At 59.1% G+C, this 23,363-nt stretch carries 24 protein-coding genes and 3 tRNA genes; 11 read left to right on the top strand and 16 right to left on the bottom strand.

Going from position 1 to position 23,363, the window contains the following annotated elements; translation table 11 throughout:
• Nucleotides 1–91 (top strand) — tRNA-Ser (locus AC13DD_RS18135).
• 77 nt (nt 92–168) lie between these two features.
• Here the strand turns inward: AC13DD_RS18135 and AC13DD_RS18130 are convergent.
• Nucleotides 169–771, bottom strand: coding sequence for a DUF938 domain-containing protein (locus tag AC13DD_RS18130; RefSeq protein ID WP_014576950.1), 603 nt, complete (start codon nt 769–771; stop codon nt 169–171).
• 28 nt (nt 772–799) lie between these two features.
• Between AC13DD_RS18130 and AC13DD_RS18125 the strand changes: the two genes are divergently transcribed.
• The gene (locus AC13DD_RS18125) at nt 800–1,393 is read left to right on the top strand and encodes a GNAT family N-acetyltransferase (protein ID WP_482931558.1); all 594 of its coding nucleotides are present in this window, start codon (nt 800–802) and stop codon (nt 1,391–1,393) included.
• Here AC13DD_RS18125 and AC13DD_RS18120 read toward each other — a convergent pair.
• Complete coding sequence (locus AC13DD_RS18120; RefSeq protein WP_421863158.1) at nt 1,390–1,665, bottom strand: acylphosphatase; 276 nt, start codon at nt 1,663–1,665, stop codon at nt 1,390–1,392. The genes AC13DD_RS18125 and AC13DD_RS18120 overlap by 4 nt on opposite strands.
• A gap of 85 nt (nt 1,666–1,750) precedes the next feature.
• Here AC13DD_RS18120 and AC13DD_RS18115 point away from each other — a divergent pair, with 85 nt between their 5' ends.
• Entirely contained in the window at nt 1,751–2,524 is a 774-nt protein-coding gene (locus tag AC13DD_RS18115; protein ID WP_273082215.1) for a fructosamine kinase family protein, read from the top strand.
• Here AC13DD_RS18115 and AC13DD_RS18110 read toward each other — a convergent pair.
• The 3 genes from AC13DD_RS18110 to AC13DD_RS18100 all read right to left on the bottom strand — a co-directional run bounded on the left by AC13DD_RS18110 (nt 2,521) and on the right by AC13DD_RS18100 (nt 6,412).
• Nucleotides 2,521–3,468: an AEC family transporter gene (locus AC13DD_RS18110; protein WP_482931557.1), complete on the bottom strand. Its 948-nt coding sequence runs from the start codon at nt 3,466–3,468 to the stop codon at nt 2,521–2,523. The genes AC13DD_RS18115 and AC13DD_RS18110 overlap by 4 nt on opposite strands.
• 152 nt (nt 3,469–3,620) lie before the next feature.
• Complete coding sequence (locus AC13DD_RS18105) at nt 3,621–5,954, bottom strand: xanthine dehydrogenase family protein molybdopterin-binding subunit (protein ID WP_482931556.1); 2,334 nt, start codon at nt 5,952–5,954, stop codon at nt 3,621–3,623.
• A complete protein-coding gene (locus AC13DD_RS18100; protein WP_273157321.1) occupies nt 5,951–6,412 on the bottom strand; it encodes a (2Fe-2S)-binding protein in 462 nt (153 codons plus the stop codon). Before AC13DD_RS18100 ends, AC13DD_RS18105 begins: the two co-directional genes overlap by 4 nt.
• 161 nt (nt 6,413–6,573) lie before the next feature.
• On the opposite strand from AC13DD_RS18100, the gene AC13DD_RS18095 reads away from it, so the two are divergent.
• The gene (locus AC13DD_RS18095; protein WP_014576954.1) at nt 6,574–6,978 is read left to right on the top strand and encodes a DUF1330 domain-containing protein; all 405 of its coding nucleotides are present in this window, start codon (nt 6,574–6,576) and stop codon (nt 6,976–6,978) included.
• An 11-nt stretch (nt 6,979–6,989) separates the two neighbouring features.
• On the opposite strand, the gene AC13DD_RS18090 is transcribed toward AC13DD_RS18095, so the two are convergent.
• Together AC13DD_RS18090 and AC13DD_RS18085 are read right to left on the bottom strand one after the other, a co-directional pair.
• Nucleotides 6,990–7,319: a branched-chain amino acid transporter permease gene (locus AC13DD_RS18090; protein ID WP_008174462.1), complete on the bottom strand. Its 330-nt coding sequence runs from the start codon at nt 7,317–7,319 to the stop codon at nt 6,990–6,992.
• Nucleotides 7,312–8,016 carry an AzlC family ABC transporter permease gene (locus AC13DD_RS18085; RefSeq protein WP_273018066.1) on the bottom strand — a complete coding sequence of 235 codons (705 nt, stop codon included), beginning with the start codon at nt 8,014–8,016 and terminating at the stop codon, nt 7,312–7,314. Before AC13DD_RS18085 ends, AC13DD_RS18090 begins: the two co-directional genes overlap by 8 nt.
• A 168-nt stretch (nt 8,017–8,184) precedes the next feature.
• Between AC13DD_RS18085 and AC13DD_RS18080 the strand changes: the two genes are divergently transcribed.
• From AC13DD_RS18080 to pgsA, 5 genes are all read left to right on the top strand, one after another.
• Complete coding sequence (locus tag AC13DD_RS18080; protein WP_273018065.1) at nt 8,185–9,804, top strand: methyl-accepting chemotaxis protein; 1,620 nt, start codon at nt 8,185–8,187, stop codon at nt 9,802–9,804.
• A gap of 84 nt (nt 9,805–9,888) precedes the next feature.
• Nucleotides 9,889–10,140, top strand: a complete 252-nt coding sequence (locus tag AC13DD_RS18075) for a hypothetical protein (protein WP_008174466.1) — start codon at nt 9,889–9,891, stop codon at nt 10,138–10,140.
• Nucleotides 10,141–10,239: 99 nt separating this feature from the next.
• On the top strand, nt 10,240–10,902 hold the full coding sequence (gene uvrY / locus AC13DD_RS18070; protein ID WP_008174467.1) for a UvrY/SirA/GacA family response regulator transcription factor: 663 nt from the start codon (nt 10,240–10,242) through the stop codon (nt 10,900–10,902).
• Nucleotides 10,886–12,748, top strand: coding sequence for an excinuclease ABC subunit UvrC (gene uvrC, locus AC13DD_RS18065; RefSeq protein ID WP_273018064.1), 1,863 nt, complete (start codon nt 10,886–10,888; stop codon nt 12,746–12,748). The genes uvrY and uvrC overlap by 17 nt, the downstream gene beginning before the upstream one ends.
• Nucleotides 12,749–12,755: 7 nt before the next feature.
• Complete coding sequence (pgsA, locus tag AC13DD_RS18060; protein WP_482931555.1) at nt 12,756–13,334, top strand: CDP-diacylglycerol--glycerol-3-phosphate 3-phosphatidyltransferase; 579 nt, start codon at nt 12,756–12,758, stop codon at nt 13,332–13,334.
• On the opposite strand, the gene AC13DD_RS18055 is transcribed toward pgsA, so the two are convergent.
• From AC13DD_RS18055 to AC13DD_RS18040, 4 genes are read right to left on the bottom strand one after another with little or no spacing between them, the layout of a single operon-like run.
• Nucleotides 13,267–13,920: an ABC-type transport auxiliary lipoprotein family protein gene (locus tag AC13DD_RS18055; protein WP_139216048.1), complete on the bottom strand. Its 654-nt coding sequence runs from the start codon at nt 13,918–13,920 to the stop codon at nt 13,267–13,269. The genes pgsA and AC13DD_RS18055 overlap by 68 nt on opposite strands.
• Entirely contained in the window at nt 13,917–14,855 is a 939-nt protein-coding gene (locus AC13DD_RS18050) for an MlaD family protein (protein ID WP_092032603.1), read from the bottom strand. Before AC13DD_RS18050 ends, AC13DD_RS18055 begins: the two co-directional genes overlap by 4 nt.
• Before the next feature lie 2 nt (nt 14,856–14,857).
• Nucleotides 14,858–15,691: an ABC transporter ATP-binding protein gene (locus AC13DD_RS18045; protein ID WP_441295079.1), complete on the bottom strand. Its 834-nt coding sequence runs from the start codon at nt 15,689–15,691 to the stop codon at nt 14,858–14,860.
• Nucleotides 15,692–15,693: 2 nt separating this feature from the next.
• Nucleotides 15,694–16,860: an MlaE family ABC transporter permease gene (locus AC13DD_RS18040; RefSeq protein ID WP_175497400.1), complete on the bottom strand. Its 1,167-nt coding sequence runs from the start codon at nt 16,858–16,860 to the stop codon at nt 15,694–15,696.
• Between the two features lie 224 nt (nt 16,861–17,084).
• On the opposite strand from AC13DD_RS18040, the gene AC13DD_RS18035 reads away from it, so the two are divergent.
• Together AC13DD_RS18035 and AC13DD_RS18030 are read left to right on the top strand one after the other, a co-directional pair.
• Nucleotides 17,085–17,160, top strand: a tRNA-Gly gene (locus AC13DD_RS18035).
• 60 nt (nt 17,161–17,220) lie between these two features.
• Nucleotides 17,221–17,294 (top strand) — tRNA-Cys (locus AC13DD_RS18030).
• Nucleotides 17,295–17,351: 57 nt separating this feature from the next.
• On the opposite strand, the gene AC13DD_RS18025 is transcribed toward AC13DD_RS18030, so the two are convergent.
• The 5 genes from AC13DD_RS18025 to AC13DD_RS18005 all read right to left on the bottom strand — a co-directional run bounded on the left by AC13DD_RS18025 (nt 17,352) and on the right by AC13DD_RS18005 (nt 23,363).
• Entirely contained in the window at nt 17,352–17,786 is a 435-nt protein-coding gene (locus AC13DD_RS18025) for a type II toxin-antitoxin system VapC family toxin (protein ID WP_092032612.1), read from the bottom strand.
• A complete protein-coding gene (locus AC13DD_RS18020) occupies nt 17,786–18,022 on the bottom strand; it encodes a type II toxin-antitoxin system Phd/YefM family antitoxin (protein WP_008174483.1) in 237 nt (78 codons plus the stop codon). The genes AC13DD_RS18025 and AC13DD_RS18020 overlap by 1 nt, the downstream gene beginning before the upstream one ends.
• A gap of 139 nt (nt 18,023–18,161) precedes the next feature.
• Nucleotides 18,162–19,316 (bottom strand): Wadjet anti-phage system protein JetD domain-containing protein, encoded by a 1,155-nt coding sequence (locus AC13DD_RS18015; RefSeq protein ID WP_053115273.1) that lies wholly within the window; start codon nt 19,314–19,316, stop codon nt 18,162–18,164.
• Nucleotides 19,300–22,623, bottom strand: coding sequence for an SbcC/MukB-like Walker B domain-containing protein (locus tag AC13DD_RS18010; protein WP_273082230.1), 3,324 nt, complete (start codon nt 22,621–22,623; stop codon nt 19,300–19,302). The genes AC13DD_RS18015 and AC13DD_RS18010 overlap by 17 nt, the downstream gene beginning before the upstream one ends.
• Nucleotides 22,620–23,363 carry a DUF4194 domain-containing protein gene (locus tag AC13DD_RS18005; RefSeq protein WP_008174489.1) on the bottom strand — a complete coding sequence of 248 codons (744 nt, stop codon included), beginning with the start codon at nt 23,361–23,363 and terminating at the stop codon, nt 22,620–22,622. Before AC13DD_RS18005 ends, AC13DD_RS18010 begins: the two co-directional genes overlap by 4 nt.

Raw genomic sequence — 23,363 nt, 5'->3', positions numbered from 1 at the left:
GGAGAGGTGGCCGAGTGGCTGAAGGCGCACGCCTGGAAAGTGTGTAAACGTTAATAGCGTTTCGAGGGTTCGAATCCCTCCCTCTCCGCCAATACAAAACCCCAGCAGAAATGCTGGGGTTTTTTATTGGCCGATTGGCAGGGTAGAAAGAACCCTCCCGGGTTCGAGCTAGGATTTTCTCCAAACCAACAACCGATTATTAGCCGGCATCCCGAAATCCTTTTCAAGCTTCAGCCCGGTTTCTTCACCAAGAGCTTCAAGATCCTCCATATCCCGTATTCCCATATGAGGCGCCTGTGTTCTAAGCGACAGGTCGAACCGTACATTGTTTTCACTGGTGTGCCGACCGCCATAGCTGAAAGGCCCATAGAGGCAGAAGATGGCGCCCCTGGGTAGGGCCTCCGCGAGGCCGCGAAACATTGCCTGCACTTCTTCCCAGGCCATGATATGCGCCGTATTGGCGGAGAACGCGCCGTCGATGGCGGGCAGGCTGGACCAATCTCCGTTCAATACCTCCAGGGCAATGGGCGGGTTGATATTTGTAAGGTGGGCATCGTCGATCCACGCCCGGGAAAGCTGGGCGTTCTGAGGGTGATCGGTGGGCTGCCAAACCACGTGGGGTAGGTGAGCGGCAAAGTGAACGGCGTGCTGGCCAGTGCCCGTGCCGATTTCCAGAATGGTGCCCGGCTGTTTGAAAAGCTCGACAAGTTTTTCCAGAATCGGCGCTTTGTTATTCTCGCAGGCTTGAGAAAACGGCTTGTCTTTTTGCATGCTCCGACCTTTCGACAGGGGGTAGTTTATGGCGGTTTCAATACGCCGGCTCAGCGGTGACCAAATAAAAACATACCTGGATGATCTCGCGCGCCTGAGGATCGAGGTGTTTCGCCATTTTCCCTACCTGTACGACGGTGATATGGACTACGAGCGCAAGTACCTCGATACCTACGCCCGCTCGCCAGAGAGTCTCTTCGTGCTGGCCCTGGATGGCGAATCGGTTATTGGCGCCGCCACGGGCATCCCGATGGACCACGAAACGGACGAGTTCAAAGGGCCGTTCATCGAGCAGGGTTATGAGCCAGACAAGATCTTCTATTTCGGTGAGTCGGTGCTGCTGCCGAATTACCGGGGGCAGGGCATCGGAGTGGCCTTCTTCGACCACCGGGAAGGCCATGCCCGGGAACAGGGCCGTTTCACGCACTGCTGTTTCTGCGCAGTAGAGCGGCCCGCAGATCATCCGCTCAGACCGGCCGACTACCAGCCATTGGACCAGTTCTGGCACAACCGGGGCTACCGTAAGGTACCTGAGCTGGCTACCACCTACACCTGGAAAGACGTGGACCAGTCGGAAGAAACCGCCAAGCCTATGACCTTTTGGCTAAGGCGCATCGCTTAGCGCACGCTGAAATCCCTGAATTCCCCGGTTGGCGATTCCGGCGCAATATCCACCGCATCCACACGCGCATCCGGTGGGCCTTCGGCGCACCAGGTTCTGAGTTCGTCCAGGCGTTCCTCCGGGCCTTCGGCCACAATCTCAACTCGTCCATCGGGCAGATTGCGAGCGAACCCCGTCAAACCCAGGGAAGAGGCCTTCTGTTCCGTGGAGGCGCGATAGTAGACCCCCTGTACGCGGCCGGATATCAGAAGTTGCCAGCGTTTGGTATCCATGGTTTGCTCCCGCTCGTTCTGTCGTGTCAGGCTTTATTTCAATCTACCGGTTCGGGCACGACCACTTCAAGGAGAGAGAACGCCGATGGCCTCCACCCACCTGAAACACAATGCAACTGGTTATGCCGATGCCCTGGCCTGCGAGGCGGAGGGATTGGAGCGCCTTGCAGGCGCGCTTGATGAGGCCGGGGTGACCGACGTCGGTGTGCCGCACGTTTATCGGGTGAACGAAACCGAACTCGAAATCACCGCCATCCGGTCTTCAGGTGGCTCAGATCGGGCGCGGGAGGTGCTGGGTGAAGGGCTGGGCAGAATGCATGCCCTGCGGCAGGAGGCGTACGGCTGGGGCAGGGACAATTACATTGGCCTGGCACCGCAACCCAATCGCTGGTGCGACAACTGGGGTGAGTTTTTTGTCCACGACCGCCTTGGCTACCAGGTCTCACGTATTCGTGACGCCAGCCAGAGGACTCGCTTCGAACAGGTATTGGACCAGCACGGGGGCTTCCTGATGGACTGGCTGAACGCCCACTGTGAGCACCCGAGCCTGCTCCATGGTGATCTCTGGAATGGTAACGTGCTCTATGGCTCTGACCGCCCCTGGCTGATTGACCCGGCCGTCTACTGCGGTGATCGTGAAGCGGATATCGCCATGACACAGATGTTTGGTGGTTTCGGCGAAGCATTCTACCGGGCCTACGACGCGTGTTACCCAAGAACATCGGTTTATGGCATCAAACGTGAGATCTACAACCTCTACCATTACCTGAACCACTACAACCTGTTTGGAGGTGGTTACCTGGAGGGTTGCCAGGTGGGTTTTGCCGCGATTGAAGCAATAGGCCGTGGCAGGGCCTAGATCAGGCCGGTACTGCGAAGCACGAAGACTCCCAGAGTGACAGTGATGCTTGCCAGAAGGGTCGTCAGGGCGATGATATTGGCAGCCAACCGGTCATTGCCGCCCAGCGCCTTCACCATTACGAAACTGGCGGCCGCCGTCGGGCTGGCGAAGAACAGGAACATCAGGCCCAGCTCCGAACCCCGAAAACCGGCCAGCCACGCTGCGGCGGTGCAAAGCGCCGGCAGTATTACCATCTTGAACAGGCTGGAACCCAAGGCCGTTTTGCTGTCACTCCGGATGGCGCTCAGGGATACGGTGGCGCCGATGCAAAGCAGCGCCAGGGGCAGGGTGAGTGAGGCAAAGTAATCGCCGCTGGTCATGACCCAGCCCGGCAGTGAGATATCCAGGGCAGCGAAGGGAATCGCCACGAAGACTGCCAGGATGAGCGGGTTGCGGATGATGTCATGGAAGATCTTCGTCCAGTCCGTTGTTTGCCCCGGTTGGTAGGCCACCAGCACGATCACCGAAAGGATGTTGTAGGAGATGATCACCAGGCCAAGCAGGATGCCACCTGCCGACAGGCCGAAGTCTCCGTAGAGATTGGCGGCAAGCGCCAGGCCGACGATTCCGCAGTTACCCCGAAACGCGCCCTGCACGTAAACGCCACGATTCTCCCGAACCACACGCCAGCGGGCCCAGAGCCAGGTGATGGCGAAACTCCCCAGAGTCGCGACCAGGTAGAAGACCAAAAGGCCGGGATTGAACGCGGTATCCAGATCGGCCCGGATGATGCTCAAGAATACCAGGGTCGGTAGGGTGGCCTTGAACACCAGCGCCGAAGCAGTATTCACAAACGCGTTATCGATCCAGCCGATCCGGCGAAGTCCCAGGCCGATAAAGACCATGGCAAACACGGGCAGTGTCGTTTCCATGGTTTGCAGGAACAGATCGATCAGGTTCATCAAGAGTGGCCGTCGGGTCGAGGAGAGTGACTGGGTTCACCTGAATTATAAGCGGGGAGAAAGCTAGGATGCTATGGGAATACCACGAAGGTATGGGGCGGAGAGGGGGAGTGCCGTAAAAAAAACAGGGCCCCGAGGGGCCCTGATCACTTTCAGGCTTTCAGTTGGTCGCCAACGGGCAGGCGCCGGATGCGTTTGCCGGTTGCGGCATAGATCGCATTGCACAATGCCGGCGCTACCGGAGGCAGGCCTGGCTCACCAACACCACCCATGGCCTCATCCGGGTTGTCGACCAGGTGAACCCGCAGGGTTTTGGGTGCATCCGGCATGCGCGGGATCAGGTACTTGTCGAAGTTACCCTGCTGCGCCACACCGTCTTCGAATGTCACCTCGCTTTGCAGCGCGATGCCAATGCCCATCACTATGGCGCCTTCCAGCTGGGAGCGAATCCGCTCCGGGTTGGCCTGCGGGCCGCAATCGAAGGCAATGTCTGCCCGATGGATGGTGAGCTCGCCCTGATCATCGACTTCCACATCAAAGACAATCGCGGTGTACGATACGAAGCTGTGGTGGAAGGCGAGGCCCAACCCTCGATTCTTGCCGGTGGATTTACCCCAGTCTGCCTCCCTGGTTACCCGCTCGATTACGTTACGCATGCGCCCGATGTCGATAGGGTAGAGATCCGGGTCTTCGCCATAATTCCAGCCATCGCCCACGGTGAGATTGTGGATCTCCCGGTCCGGGCCGAGCAGGTCCAGCACGTAGTCGCGATGGTCCTTGCCGGCGGCTACAGCCATCTCATGGGCAAAGCTCTGGATCGCCCAGGCATGGGGCAGGTTGTAGACCGAGCGGAACCAGCCGATTCGCACATGGGCGGGCGCAGGTGGATTCTCCAGCCTCAGGGCCGGCACCGAGAACGGCATGAGGTTGAAACCCATGCCCAGTTCGAATTCGCCCTTGTGTTTCGGGTCGGGCGCAAACAGCGAGCCAATACTGGGAGAGAGGGTCCGGTGCAGCCAGCCGGTGGCCTGCCCGTTGTTGTCCAGTCCCGCTTCGAGATAATCCACAGACACGGCGTGATAGTAGGCGTGGTGAATATCATCTTCCCGTGACCACTGCAGCCGGACCGGCCGACCTTTGAAGGCCTCGGCGATACTGGCCGCTTCAATGGCAAAATCCGGTTTGGACTTGCGACCAAAGCCACCGCCAAGCAGGGTAACGTGAACGGTCACGTTCTTCGCATCCAGGCCCAGTCGCCCGGCCACGGTATCGCGGGTCGCCTGCGGATTCTGAACGGGCGCCCATACCTCTGCCTTGCCGTCCTTGATCCGCACGGTCGCCACCGGGGGCTCCATGGGAGCCTGGGCCATGTGGGGCATGTAGTAGGTGGCGGAGACCCGCTCGCTAGCGTTTTCCAGAGCTGTGTCCAGATCGCCATGCTGACGGACGACCTTGCCAGGTTGCTGCGCCGCTTTCTCAAGGGATTCCCTGTAAGTGGCCGACGTATAGCTTGCGTTGTCGCCGGCAGGCTCCAGATTCCAGTCGATCTTCAGAGCCTTGCGACCCTCCATGGCGGCCCAGGTATTCGATGCCACCACGGCAATACCGCCGAGCGGGCTGAAGCCCGCCGGTTGGCCGGTGCCCTCAACCTTGAGTACCTTCTCAACACCGGGCACCTTGAGGGCCTCGGTGTCGTCGAAATCGCCAACAGTAGCCCCGTAAACCGGTGGACGGGCGATCACCGCATAGAGCAGGTCCTCGAAGGGAACATCAGCGCCATACACCGCCTTACCGGTGACAATGTCCTCACCGTCGATGGCTTTAGGGTATGCGGACTTCAGCTCGCCGTTAATGAGGCCGGTTTCCTTGCCGACAAATCGCAGCTCATCGTCGCGCTTGAGTACCAGTGCATTGCGCCCGGGAACGTCGAGCTCCCGAGCCTTGGCTGCGAGTTCCCCAAAGCCGAGTTCCTTGCCGGAAGGCGTGTGAACGATGCTGTGTACGCCAGCCTGCACCTCACTAACCGGCACGCCCCACTCATTGGCGGCCGCCTGCTCCAGCATCTGTCTGGCCGCCGCTGCGGCTCGGCGCATGGGCTGGTACCAGTGGCGCATGCTGCGGGAACCGTCGGTGTTCTGGTTGCCGTATTTGTCGTGATCGCCTTCCGCCTGCTCGACCCTTACCTGATCCCAGTCTGCGCCAAGCTCGTCGGCACCGACCATCACCAGGCTGGTCCGGATGCCCTGACCCATTTCGGAGCGGTTGTTCACAATGGTAACCAGGCCATCAGCATCGATATGGATGAACACGTTCGGGTCGTCCACCCATCCGCCGGGCATGGCTCCGGCACCGAATTGAGCCTTTTCATTGCCAGCCAGGGCCACATCCCAACGGGCTGCTAGTACTAGGGCAGAGCCACCCGCCAGGCCCATCAGGAAGCGCCTGCGGCTCACGTTGGCTATCATCAAGTTGTCATCGGCGCTCATGCTTCACCCTCCTTGCCGGAAGCTCGTTCAATCGCCGCCAGAATGCGGTTGTAGGTGCCGCAGCGACAGAGATTCCCTGCCATGGCATCCACAATCTCCCCGGTCTCGGGGTTCGGTGTTCTTTTTAGCAGCGCTGTGGCGTTCATGATCTGGCCACCCTGGCAGTATCCGCACTGGGCCACCCCAAGATCGAGCCAGGCCTGCTGAACTTTGCTACCAACCGGGTCGTCGGCCATGGCTTCAATGGTGGTGATCTCGCCACTGGCCGCAGAGACCGGTGTGACGCAGGAGCGGATTGCCGTTCCGTTGAGATGAACTGTGCAGGCGCCGCACTGGGACATCCCGCATCCGAACTTGGTTCCTTTGAGGCCGACAACGTCGCGGATTACCCAGAGCAGGGGCATGTCGTCGGGGACGTCGAGCTCGTAGCGCTCGCCGTTGATCGTGAGGGTAGCCATAACGTCCTCTCGTTTGTGAGTTTTGCGTCTCCTTCACTGTAGCCCTACGAACTGACAGAGTAAAAAGAGCAATCTGGATGAAAGGTAATAAAATCGCTTGCACGCTCGCCTCGGGCCTGGGCTATAGTAGGCCCCGGAAACAAGAGAAGAAGAGGATAAGGATGGACGCCGTTAATCCCACCCCCGAACAGCTGCAAAAAGTCCTGGCGGATACCCCGAAAGACCAGCCCGTTGTCATGCTGAATCTGCTGCGCTTCCGTGATCGGGCCAATTACAAGGAAGAGGCGCCGGAGCGAAGCGGCCGCGAAGCCTACAAGCTCTATATGGAGGAGGCGGCCGCCTGCGTAAAATCGGTCGGAGCAGAAGTCATCTGGTCTGGCCGCAGTGTTGGATCGCTCATTGCGCCCCCGGATGAATCCTGGGATCAGGTGCTTCTGGTCAGGTATCCCTCAATCGATGCCTTCATGGCCATGATCGAAAGCCGGGAATACAAAGGCGTGGTCAAACACCGCACCGCTGCCCTTCAGGATTCACGGCTCGTCGCCAATCTTGAAACCAGGATGTAAATAAAACCGGATCAAAGCCCGGCTTGCTGGATAGCCATGTAGCTGATGGTTCCTGCGGCGATAGAGAGCAGGGCATTGCGGCGCCAGAGGTGAATAATCACCACGAGGACGCCGGGAAGCAGAGCATCGAACCCCATCCATGAGCCGGACCAGTCCGCCGAGCGCTGCAGAAATACCGTGGCCAGCAACGCCATCACGGCCGCAGGAAGGTAGCGCCCCAGATGGCGCACCAGCGGATGCTCCGTGTGCCTCTCGAAAAACAGAAAGGGAATCACCCGCGTGGCAAAAGTCGCGACTGCCGCCACCGCAATGAATGCCGCCAGATAGCCGGATTCACCCATGGCTGCTCTCCTCGCCCGGTACCTGCCCGCGATGCTTCCGGTATTCGAACAGCAGGACGGCAGTGACCAGCGCAATGGCACCGATCAACTGATGTGCCGGTGGCAAAATCAGCATTGCGACGCCCGCGGCCGCTGCTCCGAGCCAGATCGGGAAGCCTTCTCCCAGGGCTTTGAATTGCTCCAGAGTCAGAACAATGAACAGAGCCACCAACGCGAACTCAATACCGGTGCTGTCAAAGGCGACATTGTCGCCAAGCAATGCACCGATTGCGCAACCCGCCACCCAGTAACACTGGTTAAAGCCGGTAATTCGGAAATCGACCTCCTGTTCGTGGGCCCGGTCGCTTCCTCGTGGGCGGCTGGTGAGCAGGGAATAGGTTTCATCGGTCAAACCGAAAATCAGATAGAGTTTTCGCCAGCCCGCGCCCTTGAACTGGCCCAGCAATGAAAGCCCGTAGAACAGATGGCGGGCGTTCAGAACAAACATCGCAATGAAGACTTCCAGCAGGCCCGCGTTAACGGCCAGAAGGCTGACGGCCAGTATCTGGCCGGCTCCGGCGTAAATCACGATTCCCATCAACGGCGCAGCCCACCAGGCATACTCGAGCTGTGTTGAGAACAGCACACCAAAGGCCATGCCCAGCGGAAGATAGCCGAACAAGATGGGCAGCGTGAGTCTGAAGACGGACTGGTTCATTAGCATCCAAACGGTCAGAAAGCGGCGATGATAGAGAATCGGTGGAATTTTTTGAAGTGGTTAACACCATTAACGAGGGCGAGCGATGAAAAGCTGACGCTAAGGGTGCAATAAAAGTGTCACAAAATCGGCATACCATCCGTGGCATAGCCCGCTGTTGGAGTTGTCATGTTCGGCACAGTAAGAACCCGCATCCTTTTTTTCGCTTTTCTCTCGGTCTTTGCCGTCGCAGGACTTTCCGCTCTGTCCTGGAGCATCATCCTGAAAGCGGAAGACGCCTCCAAAACCCTGATCCAGACCAACCTCAACGAAGCCTGGCTACTGGCGGATCTCGAACAGGACCACAGGCACCTCCAGGATCTTGCGTACAAGATCAAGGCCCAGCTTCTGCTGTGGGATGAAATCGAGACCGAGTTCAGCCGTTTGGAGACCGCTTTGCCGGCACATTGGCAGAGTCTGGAAACGGATCCGGGGTTGAGCGAGTGGGCAGAGGCACATCGTGAGGATTTCGAGCGGGTACTGGCGCTTATCGCCCGGATGAAAGAGGGCATTGCAGAGAAAAGCTATTACCGTGTCGGCCAGGTCGTGGATTTCGATCTGTTCCCGGCCATGGAGCCGATGCTCGAAGCGATTGCTGGTCGCCAGTTTCAAAGCAGGAAGTCTGTATCTGACGGCGCCGACGAGTTGCTGTCGTTTCTGGCTGGCCAGCAGACCTTTGTGATTGCCGGTTCCGTATCCTTTCTGCTTATTGTTATCGCCATGACCTGGTGGTTGAGGCAGTCGGTTATTCTGCGCTTGCAGGGTATGCAAAACGATCTGGTTGCCATGGAAAAGAACGCCGATCTTACACGGGTGCCAGTCCTGAAAGGGCGCGACGAAGTGGCTGGTGTTGCCAATGCACTGGGTGGGTTGGTTTCCCGGTTCGAGCATTTCATCGCAGACATCCGGTCGGCTGCCGGTGGTCTGGATGAGCGTTCCGGCGCCCTGGATAACGGTGCGGAATCCCTCCAGGCCGCCTCCGAGCAAACCCGAAAGCAGATCCACGACGTCAGCCAATCCATGGCCGCCATTGCGGACCAGGCCTCGGCCATCGAGCGAGCCACAGATGAGTCTGCCAGTACTGTGAAATCGGCGGTGGCGGCCAACGAAGAAGTCCAGCATCGACTCACCACCAGCGAGGGCGCCGCGGAACATACGGTGGATGTCATTTCGCGCGTTTCAGGATCCATTCATGCCCTTAACGAATCCACGGGCAAGATTGAGCAGGTCATCGGAGTGATTGCCGATATTGCCGAGCAGACCAACTTGCTGGCACTGAACGCAGCGATCGAAGCGGCTCGAGCAGGGGAGCACGGTCGTGGATTTGCCGTTGTAGCCGATGAGGTTCGGACCCTGTCCCGTCGCACCTCCGACTCTACCCGGGATATCTCCCAGTGGGTGCAGGACCTCGTATCCGGCGTAAGCAGCGTCGATGCGCTTTTGGAGGAAATGCGCGATGCCGGCAGCAGCAACCGCGAGCATTTGGCTGCCCTCAAGGGACACCTTCAATCCCTGCAGGGCCAGTTCGTGGATCTTGAGAACCACAGCGCCGAGATCAGCTCTGCGGTTGCGTTTCAACGGGACGAGATCGGGCGGGTAGGCCGCCGTTCAACAGCGCTGGACGAAAGCGCCGATTTCCTCATTGAAACCGTCGAGCAAACCCGGACCATCAGCGAAGCGCTCAGGCAGGAGTCGGTCTCAATGCGACAATTGATCGCACGTTTCCGAACGGCCGCAGAACCAGCCTGATCAAGGATTGTTTGCCCGGATCCCCCCTCCGGGCTTCTACCTCGCCACCATAACTCGTAACATGGTGGCGTCAAAGGAGGTAGTATGACCGACAGCGCCGAAAACCAGCCCGAGCAAGACCCCAGACAGGAAAAATTCGTTGTCGACACCGAGTTGCTGACCGAAGACCAGCTCCAGGGCCTGGTGGAAGAGTACTGCACCCGATACCACGGACTGAACGACACCGAGAACCCGATGGGCGAGCAGAGCAGGGTCATGTCTGCGGTGCGCCGGGGCGATCTGGTGGTCTGGTTTGATCCCGTGGAAAACACCGCCGGACTGGGTGTGCCGGCTTAGGCGTCAGGTGTGTCACGGTATTTGTGTTTGCACCTACCCGGGGCAGGAACTAAACGTTACAATCGCGCTGTTTTCCGAAAGCCGTGTGCGAGGTGAATTTTGATCAGGGTACTGGTTGTAGATGACCATGAGCTGGTGAGGTCCGGTATAACCCGGATGCTGGCTGACAACCCGGACATTGAAGTCATCGGGCAGGCGCCATCCGGAGAGGATGCCATCGATTTCGTCCGCCAGGAGCGGCCGGACATCGTGCTCATGGATATCCGCATGCCAGGCATCGGGGGCCTTGAGGCGACCCGTCGCATACTCCGCATTGATGATTCCATTCGCGTGATCGTGGTAACCGCCTGCGCGGACGACCCCTATCCGACGCGCGTCATGCAAAGCGGTGCCACCGCCTACATCACCAAGGGCGCGGATATCAAAGAGATGGTCCGCGCCATTCGTATGGCTCACACCGGCCAGCGCTATATCAGCCCGGAAATTGCCCAGAAGATGGCCCTGAAGCAACTGGGCGGCGGCGATCGGGACGAGGATGGCGAGCTCTCGCTGTTCGACCGGCTTTCCGAGCGGGAAATGCAGATCGCGATGATGGTGGTGGATTGCCAGAAGGTGCAGGACATTTCGGACAAGCTGTGCCTGAGTCCGAAGACCGTGAACAGCTACCGCTACCGGATCTTCGAGAAACTGGAAATTTCCAGTGATGTCGAATTGGCCCTGATGGCAGTGCGGCTCGGGTTGCTTGATGCCGACAAGGTCTGACCCTGAGAGCACCCACATCGGGGAGTTTGACAGCAAGAGCTTCCTGAAACAGTTGACCGAGCGGCCCGGCGTCTACCGAATGTACGACGAGGGTGGCTCGGTTCTTTACGTGGGCAAGGCCCGCAACCTGAAAAAACGGGTTGGCAGCTACTTCCGCAAGACCGGCCTTGCGCCCAAGACCGAAGCCCTGGTGGGCAAGATTGCCTCTATCGAAGTGACGATTACCGGCAGTGAAACCGAGGCGCTGCTGCTCGAACAGAACCTGATCAAATCGTTACGGCCGCCCTATAACATCCTGCTCCGTGACGATAAGTCCTATCCCTATATCTATTTGTCGTCGCATAGCGATTACCCCTCGCTGACGTTCCGTCGTGGGCGCACTAAAAAGGGTGGCGGCACCTGGTTCGGGCCGTTTCCGAGCTCGGGTGCGGTCAAGGAAAGTCTTAATGTGTTACAGAAGATTTTCCGCATAAGAAACTGTAGTGAAAGCTTTTTCAGGAATCGCACGAGGCCTTGCCTGCAGTACCAGATTAACCGTTGCACGGCACCGTGTGTTGAATACATTACGCCCGAGGAGTACCAGCAGGACATCCGCCACGCGACCATGTTTCTGGAGGGGAAAAACCCTGCGATCCTCCACGATCTGATGAATGCCATGGAGGCCGCTTCCAAGAACCTGGAGTTCGAGAAAGCGGCGGCCTATCGCGACCAGATCAATCATCTGCGCCATGTCCAGGAACAGCAGTCGGTAGACGGTGAGGGCGGCGATGCGGATGTCATCGCAATTGCCCAGGACGCGGGTATCGTCTGCATCGTGGTGATCATCGTGCGCGGAGGCCGTGTGCTCGGCACCAAGGACTATTTCCCTCGCTACTCCATCGAGCAGACCGAGGGCGAACTGCTCAGTGCCTTCCTCGGGCAGTACTATTTCGGCGGCAACACCCGGCGGGAGATTCCGCGGGATATCCTGGTGCCGGTTGAGGTGGAAGGCCAGGAATTGTTGGCCCAGGCCCTCAGCGAGTCTGCAAACCGGGAAACCCGGATTCGGGGCAATGTTCGCGGTGAACGCCGCCGGTGGCTGGAACTGGCCATGACCAACGCCCGCCAGACCCTGCTCACTCACCTGGCGAGCAAGGAGACCGTATACCGGCGCCTGCTGGCCCTGAGGGATCTTCTGGAGCTGTCGGAGACGCCGTCACGCATGGAGTGTTTCGATATCAGCCACAGCCACGGGGAAAATACCGTCGCATCCTGCGTGGTTTTCGATGAGAATGGCCCCGTGAAGAGTGATTACCGCCTGTACAATATCGAGGGGGTTACGGCCGGCGATGATTACGCCGCCATGCGCCAGGTGCTTTCCCGTCGCTACAAGCGGATGGTGGCCGGCGAGGGCAAACGCCCGGATCTGGTCTTCATAGACGGTGGTAAGGGGCAGTTGAATATTGCCCGGGAAGTTTTTGATGAACTAGAGATTTCCGATATCCCGCTGATCGGTGTCGCCAAGGGCGTGACCCGTCGTGCAGGCATGGAGCAGCTTATTGATGCGATGACCGGGGATGTGTTCCGGGTGCCGGCAGATTCGCCAGCGCTGCACCTGATCCAGCATATCCGGGATGAGTCCCACCGTTTTGCTATTACCGGGCACAGGGCCCGGAGGGACAAAAAGCGCCGGCAGTCTACACTGGAAGGCATTGAGGGCGTGGGGCCGAAGAAGCGTCGCGACCTGATTCGATATTTTGGCGGAATACAGGAACTCCGCAAGGCCGGGGTTGATGAGATGACCAAAGTGCAGGGCATCAGCAAATCACTGGCCGAAACCATATACGCAGCATTGCACGACGAGTAAGGACAGCATGAATTTACCAAACATCCTCACCCTTTCCCGCATCATCATGATTCCGGTGTTCGTGGTGATTTTTTACCTTCCGGTGGGGTGGAGCTACCTCGTGAGCGCGGCCATTTTCGGATTGGCGGCGGCCACCGACTGGCTGGACGGTTATCTGGCCCGCAAACTCGACCAGAGCACCCCGTTCGGCGCGTTCCTGGACCCGGTCGCGGACAAACTCATGGTAGCCGTTGCACTGGCTGTGCTGATCGAGGAGCACTCGGCGATTCTGCTGACGATTCCGGCCACCGTTATCATCGGCCGTGAGATAGTCATTTCCGCCTTGCGGGAGTGGATGGCGGAAATCGGCAGCCGCGCCAGCGTGGCGGTTTCGTACATCGGCAAGATCAAGACCACCGCGCAAATGGCCGCTATTGTCGGCCTTCTGGCGTTTCCTCCCGGTGTACTCTGGGCCAATGTCGCCCTGGCGTTGCTCTATATCGCCGCGATTCTCACCCTCTGGTCCATGGGCCTCTACCTCAAGGCTGCCTGGGCGGATCTGTTTCCGGAGAAGGCCTCAGGCGAGACGGATACTCACACCTCGTAGCCCATTCAATCACCCTGGCGGCCAGGTCGCTGCCAGCGGTTCCGAAGGCCTCAACAATCTGGTCAACCGATGTGCCTGATGCCGGCTCCACAACCCGTTCAGTGCGAGTGCACAGGCTGGCCCTCGAACGGTTGTGAACCATCTGCAGGTGCAGCTCGATAACCACCTGCGGACCGGATTCCGGGGTTTCCGAATGAAACGCCGAGAGTTCGGTGACCAGGGTCAATTCAGCCTGCGCCGGGTTGGTATCAGTAATCACGTTCGTGTAGGCGCCACTCTGACGAAGGCTGTTGACCAGCGTATCCCGGACCACCACCGGTGCCGTGTCCCGCCAGCGGGTCCCCTCGTAGGCCCGGAACTCCTGAGGCGTGGGTTTCGCCAGGATCAGCGACCCGTTAAAAGGCTCTGAGGCGTAGGGTGTATCAACACGAAGGGAGGCCTGAATCCGTTGCTCTGCCGCTGGCACCGTCTGGACCGCGGCCAGGTCCATAACCCTCGGTGGCTCCGGGTTCGGAAACACCGTACAGCCACTGGCAACGACAGCACCGAGAAGAAGTGTCAGGTTTCTGATTGACCCCAATGTCACTGTGCCATCTCCTTCATGGTTTCATTGCCGAACAGGGTGCCGGTGGGATCCTGCTCCAGGCGATGAGTAAACTGGTTCAGGCTCCGCAGGGTTGCCCTCAGCTCCCGCAGCGCGGGTGCGAGCTCTCCCATGCCCTGGAGCCCGGCATCCATTGCCCCCTGGTTGTTACGGGTCAGCTCATCAATCCGCGCCATGGTGCTGGTGATAACCGCAAGGGCCTGGTCCATGGATTCCAGAACCCGCTGGCCATCGTTTTGCAGCAGTTCGTTGGCGTTATCCGAGACATTGGACACCTTGATGGCCGCTTCCTCGGCGCGAATGGCAGCGGCATCGAATTGTTCGAGCAGGGCGATCAGCTGGTCGCGACGGTCGAGCAGGGCGTCTGTGGCTTCCCGTGTGTTTTCCAGGATGGCCGATGCATTGTCGATGTTGTCAGCCGATAACAGCGCCGTCGCGCTGGTAAGCAGCTGGTCGGCTTTGGCCAGGAGTTGCTCGCCGTTGGAAAGCAGGCTGGTGAACGCCGAGGGCTCGGCAATGATCACCGGCGGGTTGTCCTCGTCACCTTTCAACGCGGGGTTGTCGGGGCTTCCACCGCTGAACTGGACGCTCATGCTGCCGGTGATATTGGCGAGCACCAGGCCGGCTTTCGTGTTCTCCCGAATGGGAACCGACTGATCCACCCGAACCAGAACCCGCACATGCCCAGGATTGTCCGGGTCCAACCTCAGCTCCACCACATCGCCGATCTGAACGCCGCTGTAGAGCACAGGGTTGCCTTCGGACAGGCCGCCGACGGCGTGGTCGAACACGATCTCGTAGTAGCCCCATTCCCGATCGGCGGAGGATTTCGCCAGCCACAGAGAAAAGATCAAGGCGGCGGCAAAGGCCAGGATGGTAAACAGGCCAATGATCAGGTGGTGGGCCCTCGGCTCCATGGTTACTGCTCCTGATTCCGTTTTTCCAGATGATCCCTGAATGCGTAACTCGCTGCCCGGCCACGGGGCCCGTTAAAGTAGTCCTGGACCCAATCGTCCTTCGTGGCCGCAACCTTCTCCAGCGTATCAGCTACCAGCACCTTGCGCTGTGACAGTACCGCAACCCGGTCACAGGTTGAGTAGAGGGTGTCCAGATCATGGGTGACCAGAAATACCGTCAGACCCAGCGCGTCCCGCAGCGTGACGATGAGTCTGTCGAAGGCGGCGGCGCCAATCGGATCCAGCCCAGCGGTGGGCTCATCCAGGAACAGTATCTCAGGATCAAGGGCCAGGGCCCGTGCCAGGCTTGCGCGTTTTACCATACCGCCAGAAAGTTCGGACGGATACCGAACCGCTGCGTCAGGCGGTAATCCGGTCAGCGCCAGCTTCATGCGCGCCAGTTTTTCCGCTTCGGGCCGTTTCAGGCCCGCGTGTTCGATCAGCGGAACGGCGATATTCTCCTGCAGGTTCAGGGACGTAAACAGGGCGCCACCCTGGAACAGCACACCGAAGCGTTGCTCTATGCGCGAACGCGCCCTTGCCGAAAGCTGGATAAGATCCTCGCCAAACACCCGGATGTGGCCAGAGGCTGGTGTATTCAGGCCGACGATGCTGCGCAAAAGTACCGTCTTGCCAGTGCCCGAACCGCCGACCACGCCCAGAATTTCACCACGCAGCAGATCCAGGTCCAGGTCCTCGTGCACAATGTGATCGCCAAAGCGGTTGCACAGGTCCCGCACCTCGATGACCGGCTCATGTCTTGTTTGACCATTCGGAGACGCCGCCATATCCGCCATGATCACCAGCCCATTTCCATAAAGAATAGTGCAGCAATGGAATCCAGCAGAATCACCATGAAGATCGACTGAACCACGCTGGAGGTGGTGTGCTCACCCACCGATTGGGCACTGCCCGCCACCTTGAAGCCTTCCAGGCAGCCAATCACGGCAATCAGGAAGGCAAAGATCGGCGCCTTAACAATGCCCACAACGAAATGCTGAAGGGCGATGTCCCGCTCAACGATGGCCATGAACTGCGTCGGCGTTATATCCAGCACCAGCGCGCAGACCATGGCGCCGCCCACCATACCCGAGATCATGCCCACGAAGGTTAGAATGGGCAGGCTCACCATCATGGCCATTACCCGGGGCAGCACGAGCAGTTCAATGGGGTTCAGGCCCAGGGTACGGATGGCATCCAGCTCCTCGTTAACCTTCATGGCGCCAATGTGGGCGGTGAACGCGCTGGCGGTTCGGCCCGCCAGAAGGATCGCGGCCAGAAGCACCCCGAATTCCCGCAGGAAGGAGAACGCCACCAGGTTCACCGTGTAAATGGTGGCGCCGAAATCGTCCAGCACGGTTGCACCCAGAAAAGCCACCACAGCGCCCACCAGAAACGTCAGCAGTGCCACGATGGGCAGGGCATTCAGGCCGGTGTCATGAACCGCAGCCACAAAGGGCGTCATCCGCCACCGCCAGGGCCGGGGAAGGTTCCAGGCCAGGGTGCCGAGCGTCTGGCCAATAAAGCCCACAAGGATCCACAAAAGCCGGAAGATGCTCTCCACCTTCTGGCCGGTTCCGGTCACAAAGCTCCAAACGAGGGAAGGCGCGCGCCGATCCGTCTCGGGCTGATTTTTCATGGCCTCGCAGACAGCAGCGATCAGGGCGGATGTTTCCCGGGGCAATTCGCTATCGGCCGAGGCGGCTTCGAGCAAACGCTCTGGGCCGATCAGGGTGGCCAGTTGTGAGGCTCCGGCGGTATCAATCCGCGTCAGCCCCGAGAGGTCGATCGACAGTTTACTCATATCCCTGGGTGACATTGACGACGCCAGGGACGCCAGAGACCGGTAATGGCTCAACAGCCAGTCGCCGTTAACACTCAGAGTGCCGGCTTCAACGGTGACGGATCCGGGGCTGGACGTCGGTTGTTGTGGATCGGTCTGCTCGGATGAATCAGGACTGGGCACGTTCTGTCGAATCCCTGAGTGATGTTGCCTGCCAATCCCTAGCTTAAAGAGTGCGGGGGATCTCTGCCAGTGACGAAGGTGCATGTTTGCATGCTGCCGCGCAATTGGCCAAACTTTGCCCACAATCTCCAATAAAACAAAAACTTGATAAAAAACTATTGACGCCCGAACGGTAATCCGTAGAATACGCAGCCGTTGACGAGGCAATGCCCCGGAAACAAAGAGCGGGAATAGCTCAGTTGGTAGAGCACAACCTTGCCAAGGTTGGGGTCGCGAGTTCGAATCTCGTTTCCCGCTCCAATTTCAAGTCTCTCATTGCCCACCTGAGAGCACAAAGATCCGATCCCTTCGATCTTTTCCGGCGCGGTGGCAGAGTGGTTATGCAGCGGACTGCAACTCCGTGTACGCCGGTTCGATTCCGACCCGCGCCTCCAATTTATTTCCGTGTTGTTACAGCAGGTTAAGTAGACTCAGCTTCCTGCCTATAGTGCTCAGCTGCGATTTGAGGCAAGGCGCGCGTCTATGCCAAAAAAAACGGCCGCGTTCAGCAACGCTTCGTCCTCACTGATCAAACAAGCCTGATTAGACTCCGCGCAGGCCAGGTGGAGTGCATCCAATGTCCTCAGACTTGTCTTTCGTGTCCCGATCCAATGCCCGGCTCGACGGTAATGGTCTGATTCAATAGAGCAGAGGGTGAAGCGGCCGTGGCTGACATCATCATGGAGGGCACTTTCGATGCGATTTGCCTGGGGCTCACTAAGCTCCCCCATGCGAACCCAACGGGCCAAAGCACTTGCAACTTCCACTTCTGTTAAATGACTGATCAGAACTGGCTTGGTCTGCAATTCAAGCAAGGCTTGAATGCTATCGCTAGCATGCTCTTGGCGGTAGTAGGGTAGAACGGCACTGGTGTCGAAGTAGTACATCAATAGCGCTCTTCGTCTCTGAGCTCTCGCACCGTCTTTGCAGAACTTTCTCGAGAAGGCGGTAGCGAAGCTCTTAGCCCTGAACGATCCAGAAACTGAATAGTTTCCGGATAGGCTGCCGTCAGGCGCGCTGCTGGTTTACCATGGCGAAGGATAACAATCTCTTCTCCAGCGGCTACCGCGTCTAATAGATTGGAAAGCTTTTCCCGCGTTTCCCGGACATTAATGGTCTGCATGCTTTCTCCTTCTTTTGTGTACACGTGCAGTGTACACCGGTAGAGTTTTGGCTTGCAATTCAACGCCGAAGAATCGTTAAAACCTGATACATGTGAGCACTGCGCAAGATCTTGAGCGCGTTGGACTATTTTGTTGATGTTATTCTGCGGAGCGATCGACCCAGTCTCCAATGGCCCTATGAACAACACAGACCGGCAGAAACTCTTGCTCCAGCCGGCCCCGGTCTGCCTGTCTCAGACGTTGGTAAAGCTTAGCCTCGCTTCCGGTCAATCCTGGCGGAGTGATCGAGGGGGCAGGCTGTGGTTCTTCAACACCACTTGCGTCGGCGAACGTGTCGAAGGTAATCCTGTCCATCAGCAGTGGTGTGAGAAGCGGGAGGTGTTTCCGGGCGCTGGCCAGCATGGTCAGTCCCCAGGTATCTATGTCGCCCCAATAGGCGGTCGCCCGATCTTTCAGCCATGTTGCGTTGAGCCAGGACAGGTTCAGGCCCGACCCAAGTACCGAGACCGTACCGGAGACCCTGGGCAACTGGTGAAGGCAGCGTTCGTTTTCAACCAGTATCAACCGTTCGCCAGGTAAAGGCGTGCTTTGGAGTTCGTGGGCCCGGACCCGCATTTGCGTGAAGGGCAACAACGAGCCATCAAGGTCGGCGACCAGTAACCAGTGGTGGCCGTCGTCTTCAGCGCCCAGAAAGGCTTCCAGCCCGGTTTCGCTGGCCTGGCCGTCGAACAGAATGTCCAGCATCAGCGTTACAAGCTGGCGGTTGCGCTCGAAGAACTTGCTGTCGGTGCCGGCAATAGACAGTGCCCTGAGGGGTTTTCCTTCGGCGCAGCCTGGCTGGAGCTGAAGGGCAACCTTGCCGCTGCGAATAACGTCGCTTTCCGGCTTATCCATGACCAGGCTGCGCCGGCGTATGACCAGTGAGTGAAATCGCGGGTCCAGAACAGAGGCGAGACGGCTGAGTGTGTCGTATTCCCGCCTGACTTCACTGCTGCCCGCGGCCTGCACCCACTGGCTGGGAGTGTCCAGTGTCCAGTGGGTGGGAATGTCGATGGCTTCGCTGGTGCTCTTGAAGCGGACCAGCTGCCACTGGACCTGCCCGGTGGTGACCTCCCGCCATTGCCGCAGGTGTTCTCGTACCTGTGTGACCTTCTCCCGTACCGTCGCGCCCGTGGGCTTGCCGATGGGGAGGGTTAATGGCCAGCTCTGAGGCCGGAGCAGGCGCTGTTCGCGCAGGTCCGCGTTCTGCCATTGGCGGGCCAGGCGGCTTGCCAGTTCAGCCGGGGATTTCATGGGCTTTCCGGGTCATTTTCTCCGCGTGGGCCTCCAGTTCTTCCCAGCTCAGTGAGGTAAGGGTGGCCCGCAGGTCCTTGCGGTGAACCAGGATGGCAGAGCGGGTGTGGGCCCGTAGCAGTCGCATCTCTTTGTTGGGCGTGACGAACAGTGGGTGCAGGCCAAACTCGTTGAGAGCCGAGATGATGCGGCCGGCTACGGCGTGGGAGCTCTTGGAGAAGGCCTCGTCCAGCACGATGGTTCCGAACAGTGGCTGGGTGGCGCCGTCCGGACAAAGCGCATAGCTCAGGGAGGCGGTAAGAATGTAGCTGGCGATGATTTCCTTTTCGCCGCCGCTGCCCCCCTGGGAGCCGGTGCGAGTCTCGATCACCGAGCCGGACTCGCGTTCCAGCACCGAAACTTCGAACTGCAGCCGGTAGCGCGGGTCCAGCAGAGCCCGGGCACCCACGGTGCGCTTGTTGTCTGCCGCGTCCCGCAGCAAGGCCACCATGTTTTGCAGAGCCTTGAAATGGCTTTCGCCCTGGTCGCCTTTCAGGGCATCCGCCCGCAGCTGCCGTTGTGCGCGTTCCAACCTGCGGAGGGATTCATGGGTAACCCGGCGGGGCTCCAGGCGCAGGTAGCGGCCAGGGTGGAAGTCGACCCGCCGCAGTGTGGCGTTCAGATCGGCGATACGTTCTTCAATGATGGCCACCTGGTTCTGTATTTGAGCCAGCAGTTGGGTCACGCCCTGATCCGACGACTGGTTCAGATAGCTGAGGAATCGCTCCAGCTTCTGGGGAAGGGCTTCTTCCTCCAGTACCCGCAGGCGTTCCAGGTATTCCGGAATGTCCTGGATATTACTGCCGGTTTCAATCAGCGCCCCGGTATCAATGGTGAGCGCCTTTTCCATCAGTTGGGTCAGGCTGAGTTCATAACTCTGGATCTGTTTGCCCAGCTTCCCAATGACTTTGTCCAGTTGCTCTCGCTGGTCCCGCTCCAGGGCTTCCAGTTGTTCGTACTGGTCCGCTTTCGGGGTGCGGAAGTGTCTGGTTGCCAGGCTTTGCTGGTCGTCTGTGAGGCCATCGCCAAGCCGGTCCAGCAGTTCTGTGCAGCGGTCCGTGGCCTGGTTGCGCTTTTCTTTCAGCAGGGCGAGGGCGGTTTCCTGGTTCGACAGCTGTTGTCGGCCTTCTTCTAGTTGCTGGCGAACCGCTTCAAATTCCCCCCGTGCTTTTTCCACATCCGAGTCCGGAGCGGTCAGTGCTTCCAGCCGGCTTTGCAGGGCATCGAGTTCACGTTGTGCGCTGGGCAGGTTGATGGTGCTGAACTCGGTTTCGCCCAGGAGTTCGTAAAGCCTTATCTGATCCTTTGTGTCCCTGAGATTACGGCGGGCTGATTCGAGTTGCCGCCCCAGAGCGTCCGCTTTCTTACGGGTTTCGCTCAGTTCGTTGTTGAGCGCGGAGAGACGGTCACGGTTGTTGAAGCCGGTCATCCAGCCCTTGTCGAGCCGCTGGTTGTCCCGTTTTTCAAAATAGCCCTTCTTGCCGGACATCAGGCCCTGTTGGGTCATGCCATGGGGTGTCTGGCGCAGGGTTTCGGGAGAGTCCACGCAGTGTCGGTCGATTTCGGCCAACAATTGTTTCAGGGCTTCCCGGTGAGGATGGTCCTTGAAGTTCAGCTTGCGGGTGAAGCCATCCTTCATGAACTGTGCCGTGGCCTGGGGTGCCTGGGCTTCCAGCAGTCGCACATGAAGGCGGTTGTCACGGCTGTTGACCCTGTCCAGGGCCGATTGCATGGCGGCCGGTGGCACGAGCAGGCGCAGGCGGTGCCCGCCGATAGCCCGTTCAATGGCGCCACGCCAGTCACGTTCTTCGGCTTTGACTTCCACCAGTTCTGCCACGAACGGCAGAATGCTTTCGTCCAGGTTCAGGTCCTGGGCCAGTTCGCTGCGGAATTCCTGGTAACGTCCGTCGATGTTGGACCCGGGCCGGGCCTTGATGCGGTCGATTTCTTCGGTGATTTCCGTCAGGGTTTCATTGAGCTTACCGTGACGAAAACGCAGGTCGAGCAGGAATTCGTCCTGAGTGTCCGCAAGTTCGGACAGTTCGGCCAGCTTTGACTCACCGAGCTGGCGGTTCCGGGCCAGTGCTTCGGAGCTCAGTGTGCTGTCCAGGTCAAGCTTGCCGGTCAGGGTCTGGTAGTCCCTGGCGTGTCGGCCCCGTTCTCCTACCCAGCGCTTCTGTTGGGAGATCTGCTCCTTTAGCTGCTCTATGCTGGCACCACCGGCCTGCAGGTATATGTCTTTCAGGGTATCGGCTTTGCTGTTGAGTTGCTTAACATTGCTGCTCAATGACTCGAGGGTTTCTCTGCCCTTATCAAGCTGGCGTTCCAGGTCCTGTTTGCGGGTGCTCCACAGCTCGTAGCCGGTTTGTGCGAACCAGATCGGCAGGATGTCTTTCAATAACAGCTGCTGGTCAAGCTCTCTGGTGGCACTCTGGTGCTTTTCGTAGGTTTCCGCTATGGGTAGCAGCGACTGGTGTTGTTTTCGGGCGGTTTCCAGTTCGCTGTGGATCGCGGCCAGGTCGTCAAACTCACTGGCCACCTCTGCCGCCCGGTCGAACGCCGAGTGGTCATCCAGCACCAGTTCCCGGAAGATTTCGTCGATGCTGTTGAGCTGCTTCAGGCCCGCGGCGCGGTTGAGCAGAGTGAAGGCATTTTCCCCCACTTCAAAAAATCGCCGTACTTGGGCCAGGTAGGCTTTCTTACTGTCGTTGGCCTGTAAGCCTGGGTTATCCCCGGCGTGTTGCTTGAGCTCCCGGGCGCCACCCTCGTGGTGAATGGCCAGCCAGTTGTCCAGACTCTGGTCATCCCTTTCTGAAAACAGCCATAGGCGTTTCAGGTCGCTGGCGGCAGAGCTGCTGCCGTCGATCCAGAACAGCGCCCCGATGCGAATAGCGTTGTTACCGTTGGAGAAGCGGGCGCTCACGGCTGTTACGGTTTTACCAGCGCGTGCGATATGGCTGTTGTCGCCGGTATTGTTACCGGCACCGGATACGCCCCGAATATAGGAAATCAGGTCACGGTCGCTTTCATGGCCGCCAGTGGAGGCCAGGTTGTACCGGGGCTGGTGAGTCAACAGGGTCATCAACGCGTCCACCAGCGTGGTCTTGCCGCTGCCGGTGGGGCCGATAATGGCGGTGCCTTTCGGGTCGATCTCCGCGCAGTGCCGTCCACCGAAGGGCCCCCAGTTATACAGGTCCAGGTGGGTCAGGATATAGGCCGTGGGCGGCAGGATGTCAGCGGCAAAGAGGTCGGTCTGGGGCAGGCTCATACATCCTCTCCGTCAGCGTCTTGCGGGGCGGACTGGCCGGCCATTTGTCGGAAATGGTGGAGCAGGTTCTGCAGATTTTCCGGGTTCGCCAGGTGGGTGATGATAGGGCGAACGACCACCTGGTCGTTGGCGTCGATGTCCGAGACAATGCCGTGGCTCTTGAGGTTGTCCAGCAGGCTGCGCAGGCGTTTCTGGTCGCGGGTGTCGCTGCCGGTGTCGCCCAGGTACAGCTGCAGTTGGGGCAGTAGCTCATCCAGTTCCACAGTGGCTTCGCCGGCACCGAGACCGGTTTCCTGTTCGTGGGCGATAAAGTGCTGGCGTAGTATGGCCACCAGCAGGGACTGTTCCATGGTCAGACGCTGGCGGCGCACCAGGGGGTGGGACCACTCGTCGTCGTTTTCTTGGCCTTCGCTGAAGAGCCGGTCTGACACGACAAGGAAAGCCAGTCCACGTACGTCGTCCACTTTCAGGCGCAGGTCGAACGGTTCCAGGATCTGGTTGATCGCAGCGGTCTGGGTGGTGGCAACCTGGTAGAGGTTGGGCTTACGGTCTGCTTCCAGCAACCCGTATTTCAGCAGCTCCTGGGCGGTGGCTTTCACATTGCCGGGCGTGTAGTGGCTGGCCTCCGTCAGAGGCGTTTGCTGATCGACATGGGCCAGTGCCTCTGATGTCTGTTGCGGCTCGTCCCGGCCTTGTTGGTCGTCTGCCTGGCTTGTCAGGCGGTCAAAATAGTCAGACAT

This window comes from Marinobacter sp. L-13, from assembly GCF_056857715.1.
This window is presented reverse-complemented; position numbering and strand designations above follow the sequence as displayed.

Bases quoted from the DNA above. Each gene is read 5' to 3' on its own strand.
- AC13DD_RS18045 (WP_441295079.1), bottom strand. From the start codon at position 15,691: ATGGCGGATATGGCGGCGTCTCCGAATGGTCAAACAAGACATGAGCCG.
- AC13DD_RS18015 (WP_053115273.1), bottom strand. From the start codon at position 19,316: ATGAAATCCCCGGCTGAACTGGCAAGCCGCCTGGCCCGCCAATGGCAG.
- AC13DD_RS18005 (WP_008174489.1), bottom strand. From the start codon at position 23,363: ATGTCTGACTATTTTGACCGCCTGACAAGCCAGGCAGACGACCAACAA.
- AC13DD_RS18125 (WP_482931558.1), top strand. From the start codon at position 800: ATGGCGGTTTCAATACGCCGGCTCAGCGGTGACCAAATAAAAACATAC.
- AC13DD_RS18090 (WP_008174462.1), bottom strand. From the start codon at position 7,319: ATGGGTGAATCCGGCTATCTGGCGGCATTCATTGCGGTGGCGGCAGTC.
- AC13DD_RS18105 (WP_482931556.1), bottom strand. From the start codon at position 5,954: ATGAGCGCCGATGACAACTTGATGATAGCCAACGTGAGCCGCAGGCGC.
- AC13DD_RS18095 (WP_014576954.1), top strand. From the start codon at position 6,574: ATGGACGCCGTTAATCCCACCCCCGAACAGCTGCAAAAAGTCCTGGCG.
- AC13DD_RS18025 (WP_092032612.1), bottom strand. From the start codon at position 17,786: ATGTACTACTTCGACACCAGTGCCGTTCTACCCTACTACCGCCAAGAG.
- AC13DD_RS18050 (WP_092032603.1), bottom strand. From the start codon at position 14,855: ATGGAGCCGAGGGCCCACCACCTGATCATTGGCCTGTTTACCATCCTG.
- AC13DD_RS18120 (WP_421863158.1), bottom strand. From the start codon at position 1,665: ATGGATACCAAACGCTGGCAACTTCTGATATCCGGCCGCGTACAGGGG.
- AC13DD_RS18130 (WP_014576950.1), bottom strand. From the start codon at position 771: ATGCAAAAAGACAAGCCGTTTTCTCAAGCCTGCGAGAATAACAAAGCG.
- AC13DD_RS18075 (WP_008174466.1), top strand. From the start codon at position 9,889: ATGACCGACAGCGCCGAAAACCAGCCCGAGCAAGACCCCAGACAGGAA.
- AC13DD_RS18010 (WP_273082230.1), bottom strand. From the start codon at position 22,623: ATGAGCCTGCCCCAGACCGACCTCTTTGCCGCTGACATCCTGCCGCCC.
- AC13DD_RS18110 (WP_482931557.1), bottom strand. From the start codon at position 3,468: ATGAACCTGATCGATCTGTTCCTGCAAACCATGGAAACGACACTGCCC.
- AC13DD_RS18115 (WP_273082215.1), top strand. From the start codon at position 1,751: ATGGCCTCCACCCACCTGAAACACAATGCAACTGGTTATGCCGATGCC.
- uvrC (WP_273018064.1), top strand. From the start codon at position 10,886: ATGCCGACAAGGTCTGACCCTGAGAGCACCCACATCGGGGAGTTTGAC.
- pgsA (WP_482931555.1), top strand. From the start codon at position 12,756: ATGAATTTACCAAACATCCTCACCCTTTCCCGCATCATCATGATTCCG.
- AC13DD_RS18100 (WP_273157321.1), bottom strand. From the start codon at position 6,412: ATGGCTACCCTCACGATCAACGGCGAGCGCTACGAGCTCGACGTCCCC.
- AC13DD_RS18085 (WP_273018066.1), bottom strand. From the start codon at position 8,016: ATGAACCAGTCCGTCTTCAGACTCACGCTGCCCATCTTGTTCGGCTAT.
- AC13DD_RS18020 (WP_008174483.1), bottom strand. From the start codon at position 18,022: ATGCAGACCATTAATGTCCGGGAAACGCGGGAAAAGCTTTCCAATCTA.
- AC13DD_RS18080 (WP_273018065.1), top strand. From the start codon at position 8,185: ATGTTCGGCACAGTAAGAACCCGCATCCTTTTTTTCGCTTTTCTCTCG.